Source organism: Kitasatospora sp. NPDC058965, from assembly GCF_042741245.1.
Classification (GTDB): Bacteria; Actinomycetota; Actinomycetes; order Streptomycetales; family Streptomycetaceae; genus Kitasatospora.
Genome location: NZ_JBHYKG010000308.1, coordinates 1 through 9,977 on the forward strand (window position 1 = coordinate 1; position 9,977 = coordinate 9,977).

General features: G+C 75.6%; 8 protein-coding genes. 5 read left to right on the forward strand and 3 right to left on the reverse strand.

Translation table 11 applies throughout. The features are described 5' to 3' along the window. The coding region (locus tag ACFW1A_RS33505) for a M3 family metallopeptidase (RefSeq protein ID WP_380415735.1) at positions 1-1,979 on the reverse strand (1,979 nt) is incomplete at its 3' end. Positions 1,980-2,085: 106 nt separating this feature from the next. On the opposite strand from ACFW1A_RS33505, the gene ACFW1A_RS33510 reads away from it, so the two are divergent. Continuing rightward, complete coding sequence (locus ACFW1A_RS33510) at positions 2,086-3,777, forward strand: bifunctional 3'-5' exonuclease/DNA polymerase (RefSeq protein WP_380415738.1); 1,692 nt, start codon at positions 2,086-2,088, stop codon at positions 3,775-3,777. A 7-nt stretch (positions 3,778-3,784) separates the two neighbouring features. On the opposite strand, the gene dhaM is transcribed toward ACFW1A_RS33510, so the two are convergent. Continuing rightward, the gene (gene dhaM, locus ACFW1A_RS33515) at positions 3,785-4,180 is read right to left on the reverse strand and encodes a dihydroxyacetone kinase phosphoryl donor subunit DhaM (RefSeq protein WP_380415741.1); all 396 of its coding nucleotides are present in this window, start codon (positions 4,178-4,180) and stop codon (positions 3,785-3,787) included. A gap of 114 nt (positions 4,181-4,294) precedes the next feature. Between dhaM and dhaK the strand changes: the two genes are divergently transcribed. Further along, entirely contained in the window at positions 4,295-5,290 is a 996-nt protein-coding gene (gene dhaK, locus ACFW1A_RS33520) for a dihydroxyacetone kinase subunit DhaK (protein WP_380415743.1), read from the forward strand. A 32-nt stretch (positions 5,291-5,322) separates the two neighbouring features. Next, positions 5,323-5,961: a dihydroxyacetone kinase subunit DhaL gene (dhaL, locus tag ACFW1A_RS33525; protein ID WP_380415745.1), complete on the forward strand. Its 639-nt coding sequence runs from the start codon at positions 5,323-5,325 to the stop codon at positions 5,959-5,961. 7 nt (positions 5,962-5,968) lie between these two features. Here dhaL and ACFW1A_RS33530 read toward each other — a convergent pair whose 3' ends face one another. Continuing rightward, positions 5,969-7,144: a PP2C family protein-serine/threonine phosphatase gene (locus ACFW1A_RS33530; protein ID WP_380415747.1), complete on the reverse strand. Its 1,176-nt coding sequence runs from the start codon at positions 7,142-7,144 to the stop codon at positions 5,969-5,971. A gap of 285 nt (positions 7,145-7,429) precedes the next feature. Between ACFW1A_RS33530 and ACFW1A_RS33535 the strand changes: the two genes are divergently transcribed. Beyond that, positions 7,430-7,648, forward strand: a complete 219-nt coding sequence (locus ACFW1A_RS33535) for a heavy-metal-associated domain-containing protein (protein ID WP_380415749.1) — start codon at positions 7,430-7,432, stop codon at positions 7,646-7,648. 59 nt (positions 7,649-7,707) lie between these two features. Further along, positions 7,708-9,972 (forward strand): heavy metal translocating P-type ATPase, encoded by a 2,265-nt coding sequence (locus tag ACFW1A_RS33540; protein WP_380415751.1) that lies wholly within the window; start codon positions 7,708-7,710, stop codon positions 9,970-9,972. Positions 9,973-9,977 lie beyond the last annotated feature (5 nt).

The window sequence follows — 9,977 nt, forward strand, 5'->3', positions numbered from 1 at the left end:
CGCCCCAGCACCGCGCGCACGCAGTCCAGCGCCGGGCGGGAGTCGCCGCGGGCCAGCAGCTCGCGCCGGAACACCTCGCCGCTCTCCCGCTCCGAGCGCCCGTTCTCCTTGAACCACTCCACGGTGTCCGCGTCCAGCACCTCGGACCACAGGTAGGCGTAGTAGCCGGCGCTGTAGCCGTTGACGAAGAGGTGGCTGAAGTAGCCGGTCCGGTAGCGCGGCCGGATCGCGGCCAGCGAGACCCCGGCCTCCTGGAGCGCCTTCTCCTCGAACGCCACCGGGTCCTCGACCGGCTGCCCGGCCGGCAGGGTGTGCCAGGCCCAGTCCAGCAGTGCCGCCGCCAGCACCTCGACCAGCGCCGCGCCCTGGCCGAAGGTCCCGGCCGCCTCGACCTTGGCCAGCAGCTCGGCCGGGATCGGCTCGCCGGTCTCGTGGTGCCGGGCGAACCGGTCGCGCACGGCCGGCCAGTTCGCCCACATCTCGTTGACCTGGGACGGGAACTCGACGAAGTCGCGCGGCACCTGGGTGCCGGCCAGCCCGGGGTGGCGCACGTCCGAGAAGAGTCCGTGCAGCGCGTGCCCGAACTCGTGGAACAGGGTGCGCACCTCGTCCGCGCTGAGCAGCACCGGGCGGCCGGGCGCCGGCTTGGTCAGGTTCAGGTTGTTGAACACCACCGGCTTGCGGTCGAACAGGTGGGCCTGCGAGACCAGTTCGTCCATCCAGGCGCCGCCCCGCTTGGAGCTGCGGGCGAAGAAGTCGGCGAGGAAGAGGCCCAGCGGGGTGCCGTCCTGCTCGAAGACCTCGAAGACCCGGGTGTCGGCGTGGTAGCCGACCAGGTCGGTGCGCTCGGTGAAGGTCAGCCCGTAGGCCAGGCCGGCCGCGTGGAAGACGCCGTCGAAGAGCACCCGGTCCAGCTCGTAGTACGGGCGCAGCGCCGCGGTGTCCAGGTCGTACTCGGCCTTGCGGACCCGCTCGGCGTAGTACGGCACGTCGTGCGGACCGAAGTCGGTGACGCCGTCGGCCTCGGCGGCCGCGGCCAGCCGGGCCAGCTCGCGCTCGGCGTTGGCCACGGCCGGCGGGGCCAGCCGGCCCAGCAGCTCGGTGACCGCCTCCACGGTGCCCGCGGTCTCGTCGGCCACCACGTAGGCGGCGTGGCTCGGGCAGCCGAACAGCGCCGCCCGCTCGGCGCGCAGCGCCGCCATCGTGGCCGCCACCCGACCGTTGCTCAGCTCGGCCCGCTCCACCGCGGCGGCCAGCAGCCGGCGGCGCACCTCACGGTCGGTCAGCTGGGCCAGCGCCGGCTGCACGGTGAAGTTGAGCAGGCTCAGCACCCACTTGCCGTCGTGGCCCAGCTCGCGGGCGTTGGCCGCGGCCGCCTCGATCGCCGACTCGGACAGGCCGTCCAACTGCTCGACCCGGTCCAGCACCAGCGCGCCGGCCTGGTTGGCGGCGAACAGGTTCTGCTCGAAGGCGGACGAGGTGGTGGCCAGCTCGGCGTTGAGCTCGCGCAGCCGCTGCTGCTGCTCGGGCGGCAGCTGGGCGCCGGCCCGCACGAAGACCTGGTGGCGGCGCTCCAGCAGCCGCAGCGACTCGGCGTCCAGGTCCAGCTCGGCGCGCCGGGCGTGCACGGCGTCCAGCCGCTCGAACAGCGCCCGGTCCAGGTGGATGGCGTCGCTGTGCGCGGCCAGCCTGGGCCGGTACTCGGCGTCCAGCGCCTGCAACTCGGGGTTGGTGTCGACGGCGGTCCGCACGTCGAGCACCGCCGTCACCCGGCGCAGCAGCTGCCCGGTCCGCTCCAGCGCCACCACGGTGTTCTCGAAGTCGGCCGGTTCCTGGGCCGTGGTGATCCGCGCGATCTCGGCCAGCTGGTCGGCCATGCCCTGGTCGAGGGCGGGCCGCAGGTGCTCGTCCCTGATCTCGCTGAACGGCGGGAGCTGGTAGGGCAGCGAGCTCGGGGTGAGGAAGGGGTTCTCCGTCATTCCGCAGACCATACGCGGCGCACTGTCGGTGCGGCGCGCTACCGTCGGGACCGCGAGGGATCGCACCCGCACCAACCGCCGCAAACCGACCGAACCGAGGCCGCCGATGACCACCAGGATCGCTCTGGTGCCCGACCAGCACGGGCGCGGTGGCCGGTTGCACCGGATCACCGAGGCCGGCGAACCGGTCGGCACCGCGCTGCGCACCGCGGACCTGGCCGCCACCGTCGGTGAGCTGGAGGCCGCCGAGCGTCCGCGCTGGGTCTGGGCGAGCGCCGAGTCGGCCTACGCCCCGCTGCTGCCCGAGCTGCCCCGCCGGCCGGCCCGCTGCCACGACCTGCGGCTGGTGGAGGCCCTGTTGCTGGCGCACGAGGGCCGCTGGGGCGCCGGGCGCTCGCTGGGCGCCGCCTGGTGCCGGCTGCGCGGCCTGCCGGTGCCGGAGGACCTGCCGGAGCACGGCGCCGGCGAGGCACAGGACACCCTGTTCGCCCCCGACCGCCTGCAACTGCCCTCCGGCACCGATCCGCTGACGGCGGTGCTCGCGGTGCACGCGGAGCAGCAGCGCCGGCTGGCCGCGATCGAGGACCCCGCCGAGCGGTCCCGGTTCCGCCTGCTGGTGGCCGCCGAGTCGGCCGGCGCGCTGGCCGCCACCGAGATGGCCGCCGACGGCCTGCCCTGGCGCGCCGAGGTGCACGACGCGCTGCTCACCGACCTGCTCGGCCCGCGCCCGACCATCCCCGGCACCCAGCCCGCCCGGCTGGTCGAGCTCTCCGCCCAGCTGCACCGGGCGCTGGGCGCCAAGCCGTTCAACCCCGACTCGCACACCCAGGTGATCAAGGCCTTCGCCGACCGCGGGATCCGGCTGAACTCCACCCGGATCTGGGAGCTGCGCACCGTCGACCACCCGGCCGCCGAGCTGCTGATCCGCTACAAGGAGCTGTCCCGGATCCACACCGCGCACGGCTGGGCCTGGCAGGACGCCTGGGCCCGCGGCGGCCGGTTCCGCCCCGAGTACGTGGTGGGCGGGGTGGTCTCCGGTCGCTGGGCCAGCCGGGGCGGCGGCGCGCTGCAGATCCCGCGGATGCTGCGCCGCGCCGTGGTGGCCGATCCCGGCTGGCTGCTGGTGGTGGCGGACGGTGCGCAGCTGGAACCGCGCGTGCTGGCCGCCCTCTCCGAGGACGCGGCCCTGGCCCGCACCGCGGCCGGCGGCGACCTCTACCAGGCGCTGGCCGCCACCGCCTTCCGCGGCGACCGGGACAAGGCCAAGCTCGGTCTGCTCGGCGCGATGTACGGGCAGACCAGTGGGGACATCGGCCCGCTGCTGGCGGTCCTGCGCCAGCGCTACCCGGCGGCGATGGGCTACGTGGAGGCCGCCGCCCGCACCGGGGAGGAGGGCGGCATCGTGCGCTCCCGGCTCGGCCGGCCCTGCCCGCCGCCCTCGGACGCCTGGCTGGACCTGGCCGAGGGCGCCACCGGCGAGGACGCCCAGGGCGGGCGCTCGACCCGGGCCCGCGGCCGGTTCACCCGCAACTTCGTGATCCAGGCCAGCGCCGCCGACTGGGCGCTGGCCCTGCTGGCCGCGCTGCGCCGCCGGCTCGCCGAGCTGGCGCCCGAGCCGCACCTGGTCTTCTTCCAGCACGACGAGGTGGTGGTGCACACCCCCGCCGCGCTGGCCGAGCAGGTGGCCGCGGCGGTCGCCGCCGCGGCCGAGGAGGCGACCGGACTGGTCTTCGGCGACACCCCGGTGCGGTTCCCGATGACCACGGCCGTGGTGGAGTGCTACGCCGACGCCAAGTGACGCCGGGTCAGAACTTGCGCGCCTGCCAGGCCTCGTGCGCGGAGCGGACCACCTCCGCCAGCGCCGCGCCGGTGGAGGCGGTGACCACGGCGGCCACCGCGCCCTCCACGAACGGCGCGTCCACCAGCACCACCTGCTCCGGCTCGCCCAGCTCGATCAGCACCGCCCGGGCGGTGAGCACCGCGCTGCCCAGGTCCGGCAGCACCACCACCCCGGCCCCGGAGTCGACCTGCCGCACCGCCGCCTCGATCAGCTCGGCACTGGTCCCGAGCTGCCCGTCCTCGGTCCCGGCCGCCGCCACCACCGCGACCGCCCCGCCCCCCAACTGCTCGGCCAGCTCGGCCACCCCCGCCCCGAGCCGCGGGCTGTGCGAGACCAGGACGATACCCACCGAAGTCCTCATGACGTCCGAGGGTAGACCGCCCGCCACGCCAGGACGCGGCGAACCGATGAGGAATCCCACCCGGGTGGCGTAGGTTCGCAACGGACCGTTCGACCACCACCACGGGAGCCGGCAGTGAAGAAGCTGATCAACACCCCCGAGACCGTGCTCGACGACACCCTGGCCGGAATCGCGGCCGCCCACCCGGAGTTGACGGTGGATCGGGAGGCCCGGGTGATCCGGCGCGGCGACGCCCCGCGGCCGGGCAAGGTGGCCCTGGTCTCCGGCGGCGGCTCGGGGCACGAGCCGCTGCACGCGGGCTTCGTGGGTCCGGGCATGCTGGACGCCGCCTGCCCGGGCGAGGTCTTCACCTCCCCCGTCCCGGACCAGGTGCTCAGCGCGGTCAAGGCGGTGCACGGCGGTGCCGGAGTGGTCCTCGTGGTGAAGAACTACACCGGCGACGTGCTCAACTTCGAACTGGCCGCCGAGCTCGCGGCCGACGAGGGCATCGAGGTCCGCACCGTCCTGGTCGACGACGACGTGGCGGTCAAGGACTCCACCTGGACCGCCGGGCGGCGCGGCACCGGCGCCACCGTGGTGGTGGAGAAGGTGGCCGGCGCCCTGGCCGAGCGCGGGGCCGACGCGGCCGCGGTGGCCTCGATCGCGCAGCTCGCCAACGCCGCCTCCCGCTCGTTCGCGGTGGCGCTGACCGCCGCCACCGTGCCGGCCGCCGGCAAGCCCGGCTTCGACCTGCCCGCCGACGAGATCGAGGTCGGCGTCGGCATCCACGGCGAGCCGGGCCGCCGCCGGGAGAAGCTGCGCCCGGCGCACGAGCTGGTCGCCGAGGTGGTGGACACGGTCCTGGCCGAGCACACCCTGGTCCCCGGGGACCAGGTGATCGCGCTGGTCAACGGCCTGGGCGCGACCCCGTTGCACGAGCTGTACCTGGTCTACGGCGAGGTGGCCGCCCAACTGGCCGGACGCGGCATCACGATCGCCCGCAACCTGGTCGGCAACTACGTGACCAGCCTGGACATGGCCGGCTTCTCGCTCACCCTGACCAAGGCCGATCCCGACCTGCTGGAGCTGTGGGACGCGCCGGTCCGCACCCCCGCCCTGCGCCTCGGCTGACGCCCCCGCCCGGACACCTGACGGAGCATCCGATGTCCTTCACCCTGGACCACGACCTCGCCCTCGCCTGGCTGCGGGCCGCCGCCGCGGCCGTCGAGCAGCAGCACGAGCGGCTGACCGAGCTGGACGCCGCGATCGGCGACGGCGACCACGGCAGCAACCTGCGCCGCGGGTTCGCCGCGGTCACCGAGGCGCTGGCCGCGCTGCCCGCCGACACCCCGCCCGGGGAGCTGCTGACCAAGGCCGGGGCCACCCTGATCTCCAAGGTCGGCGGTGCCTCCGGGCCGCTGTACGGCAGCGCGCTGCGCACCGCGGGCCGGTCGCTGCCGGCCCCGACGGCCGATCCGACCGCACTGGCCGAGTCGCTGCGCGCGGGCCTGACGGCGGTGCAGAAGCTGGGCGGCGCCGCGGTCGGCGACAAGACCATGGTGGACGCCTTCGAACCCGCCGTGGCCGCGCTGGAGCGGGCCGCGTTCGACGGCTTCTCGCTGCGCGAGGCGGCCGCGCTGGCCGCCGAGGCGGCGGAGGCCGGGGCGCGGGCCACCGTTCCGCTGGAGGCCCGCAAGGGGCGCGCCTCCTACCTGGGCCCGCGCAGCGTCGGCCACCAGGACCCGGGCGCCACCTCCACCGCCCTGCTCTTCCGCGCCCTCGCCGACGCGACCGGCCGCTGATCCGGGGTCAGGTGCGGCGCGCCACCAGCAGCAGCAGCGCGTCGTCGTTCAGTTCGCCGCCGGTGTGGGCCAGCAGGTCCTGGTAGAGCCGGCCCACCGCGTGGTCCAACTCGGCCACCGAGCCGCCGGCCCCGGCCACCAGCGCGCCGACCCGCTCCGGCAGCGGGTAGAACGGTCCGCGGCCGGACCGGCGGGCCTCCACCACCCCGTCGGTGCAGAGCACCAGCACGTCGCCCGCCTCGAAGGGCAGCCGGACGCACTCCGGCTGCCCGGGCACCAGCCGGCCCAGGCCCAGCGGCACCCAGGGGTCGGGCAGCTCCAGCGCGGTCACCGTGCCGTCCGGGGCCACCCGCAGCGGCGGCACGTGCCCGGCCTGCAGCAGCTCCAGCACGCCGGCCGGGTGCACCTGGGCGAACACCGCGGTGGTGAACTCGCCGTCCGGCACGTGGCGTTCCACGCTGGCCTCGATCCGGTCGGCCACCTCGGGCAGTTCGGCCTCGTCGTAGGCGGCCTCCCGGAACGCGCCGAGCACCACGGCCGCGGTCTGCACCGCCTCCAGCCCCTTGCCGCGGACGTCGCCCACCAGCAGCCGGGTGCCGTGCGGGGTGTCCAGCACCGAGTAGAGGTCCCCGCCGATCCGCGCCTCGTCGGCGGCGGAGGCGTACCGCACCGCCAGCCGCAGCGTCCCGACCTCCGGCCCCGGGCGTTGCAGCAGCGCCCGCTGGGCCGCCTCGGCCACCGAGCTGACGGCGGCGAAGGCGGCCGCCCGGCGCATCCGCACCTCGGCCACGTAGGCGCTGAACAGGCTCAGCGCCGTGTAGGTGACGATGGTGCCGAACAGGAACCGCTGGTCGTGCACGGCCGTGACGTCGTCGTAGCGGTTCAGCGCGAGCAGCACGGCCAGGCCGAAGGTGCAGACGCCCAGCACGCCGACCGCCGACAGGGTGAGCGCCGCGACCGAGGGCACCACGGTCATCAGCGGTGCCAGGTAGCGCTCCTTGCCGGTAGCCAGGTCCGCCACCACGACGGCGAGGATCGCGATCAGGGCCGGCGCGGCCCGCCGGCGCCAGGACAGGTCCCGCAGGTCCACCGCGGCCAGCGCACGACGCCGCCGGCCGCGGGCGAGCCCGGACAGGTCGGGCTGCGGTGGGCCGGCACTGCCCGGGGAACGACGACGGAACACCTCTCGCACCTTACGGACATTCCGCTCCGCCCGGCTCGACCCGCGCGGTGTCCCCGGCACCGGTTGACCGATTTGTCCTACTCGGCCGCCCGCGGCACCCTTCTCCCACCCCGGGAGTGCCGCAGCGCGACCCGCGGTACGGGTGCGACTACTGTCGGTGGCTGGATCGTGACCAGCGTCTCACCGCGACCCCGGTCCCCCTTCCCCCTGGAATACCCCTAGGGGGTATGGTGTTCCCACCAGTACGGCGCCGAACCGGGCGCCCCTGACTCCTCGGAGGCCCTCATGTCCAGCACCACCACGTACTCCGTCACCGGCATGAGCTGCGGCCACTGCGAGAAGTCGGTCAGCACGGAGCTCTCCGCCCTGCAGGGCGTCCTCAGTGTCGCCGCGGACGCCAAGGCCGGTACCGTGACCGTCTCCTCCGATCAGCCGCTCGACGAGGCCGCGGTCCGCGCCGCCATCGACGAGGCCGGCTACGAGCTGGTCGGCCCGGCCTCCTGAGCCGACCGCGGGGGGCGCGCCGCCGCCCCCCTCACCCCCTTCCCGGAAGGAGCGCGACCATGAGCACCACCCACCCCCTGGACTCCCAGGGCACGAGCACCGCCACCGACCGGGTGGAGCTCGCCATCGGCGGCATGACCTGCGCCTCCTGCGCCGCCCGGATCGAGAAGAAGCTCAACAAGATGGCGGGCGTGGCGGCCACCGTCAACTTCGCCACCGAGAAGGCCCGGGTCGACTTCGAGCCCGGGGTGAGCGTCGCCGACCTGATCGCCACCGTGGAGCGGACCGGCTACACCGCCGAGCTGCCCCCGCCGCCGCAGGCCCCCGCCGCCCCCGCCGAGCAGCCCGTCGAGCCCGACCCGCTGCGCGACCGGCTGCTGCTCTCCGCCGTGCTCACCGTCCCGGTCGTGCTGCTCTCCATGGTCCCCGCGCTGCAGTTCACCGACTGGCAGTGGCTCGCCTTCGCGCTCGCCTGGCCGGTGGTGGCCCACGGCGGCTGGCCCTTCCACAAGGCCGCCGTCACCAACCTGCGGCACGGCGCCGCCACCATGGACACCCTGGTCTCGCTCGGCACCCTGGCGGCCTTCGGCTGGTCGGTCTGGGCGCTCTTCCTCGGCCGGGCCGGGATGCCCGGCATGAAGCACGAGTTCACCCTGGCGGTCGGCCGCGGCGACGCCGCGTCCACCCTCTACCTGGAGACGGCCGCCGCCGTCACCACGCTGATCCTGCTCGGCCGCTGGCTGGAGGCCCGCTCCAAGCGCCGCGCCGGGGCCGCCCTGCACGCCCTGCTGGACCTGGGCGCCAAGGACGTCGCGGTGCTGCGCGGCGGGCGGGAGCAGCGGATCCCGGTGGCCGAGTTGCGGGTCGGCGACCGGTTCGTGGTCCGCCCGGGCGAGAAGGTCGCCACCGACGGCGTGGTGGTCGAGGGCGCCTCCGCCGTGGACGCCTCGATGCTCACCGGCGAGTCGGTGCCGGTCGAGGTCGCGGTCGGCGACCCGGTCGCCGGCGCCACCGTGAACGCGGGCGGGCGCCTGGTGGTGGAGGCCCGCCGGGTCGGCGCCGACACCCAGCTCGCCCGGATGGCCACGCTGGTCGAGCAGGCGCAGAACGGCAAGGCGGCCGCCCAGCGGCTGGCCGACCGGATCTCCGCGGTGTTCGTGCCGGTGGTGATCCTGATCGTGCTGGCCACCCTGGTCGGCTGGCTGCTGGCCGGCGGCGACCCCACCCAGGCCTTCACCGCCGCCGTCGCGGTGCTGATCATCGCCTGCCCCTGCGCCCTCGGCCTGGCCACCCCGACCGCGCTGATGGTCGGCACCGGGCGCGGCGCCCAGCTCGGCATCCTGATCAAGGGCCCCGAGGTGCTGGAGACCACCCGCCGGGTGGACACCGTCGTGCTCGACAAGACCGGCACCGTGACGACCGGTCAGATGGCGCTGACCGCCGTGCACACCGCCGCCGGCACCACCGAGGCCGAGGCGCTGCGCCTGGCCGGGGCCCTGGAACACGCCTCCGAGCACCCGATCGCCCGCGCCGTGGCGGCCGCCGCAGCCGAGCGCCTGGGCGGGCTGCCCGCCGTCGAATCCTTCGAGAACCGGCCCGGCCTGGGCGTCCAGGGCGTGGTGGACGGCCACGCGGTGCTGGCCGGCCGCGCGTCGCTGCTGGCCGACTGGGCGCAGCCGCTGACCGGCGAGCTGGCCGCCGCCAAGGCCGCGGCCGAGGCGGCCGGCCACACCGCGGTCGCGGTCGGCTGGGACGGCGCCGCCCGCGCGGTGCTCGTGGTGGCCGACACCGTCAAGCCGACCAGCGCCGCCGCGATCGCCGAGCTGCGCGCCCTGGGCCTGCGCCCGGTGCTGCTGACCGGCGACCACCGGGCGGTGGCCGAGTCGGTCGCCGCCGAGGTGGGCATCCCCGCCGCGGACGTGATCGCCGAGGTGCTGCCCGAGCAGAAGGTGGCCGAGGTGCGCCGGCTGCAGCAGCAGGGCCACTCGGTGGCGATGGTCGGCGACGGGGTGAACGACGCGGCCGCCCTGGCCCAGGCCGACCTGGGCCTGGCCATGGGCAGCGGGACGGACGCCGCCATCGAGGCCGGCGACCTGACCCTGGTCCGCGGCGACCTGCGGGTGGCGGCGGACGCGATCCGGCTCTCCCGGCGCACCCTGGCCACCATCAAGGGCAACCTGTTCTGGGCCTTCGCCTACAACGTGGCCGCCGTCCCGCTGGCCGCGGCCGGGCTGCTCAACCCGGTGGTGGCCGGCGCCACGATGGCCTTCTCCTCGGTCTTCGTGGTCAGCAACAGCCTGCGGCTGCGGCGCTTCGGCGCCTGACGCCC

Coding starts and splice junctions, on each gene's coding strand:
- ACFW1A_RS33510 (WP_380415738.1), top strand. CDS start 2,086: ATGACCACCAGGATCGCTCTGGTGCCCGACCAGCACGGGCGCGGTGGC.
- dhaL (WP_380415745.1), top strand. CDS start 5,323: ATGTCCTTCACCCTGGACCACGACCTCGCCCTCGCCTGGCTGCGGGCC.
- ACFW1A_RS33540 (WP_380415751.1), top strand. CDS start 7,708: ATGAGCACCACCCACCCCCTGGACTCCCAGGGCACGAGCACCGCCACC.
- ACFW1A_RS33535 (WP_380415749.1), top strand. CDS start 7,430: ATGTCCAGCACCACCACGTACTCCGTCACCGGCATGAGCTGCGGCCAC.
- dhaM (WP_380415741.1), bottom strand. CDS start 4,180: ATGAGGACTTCGGTGGGTATCGTCCTGGTCTCGCACAGCCCGCGGCTC.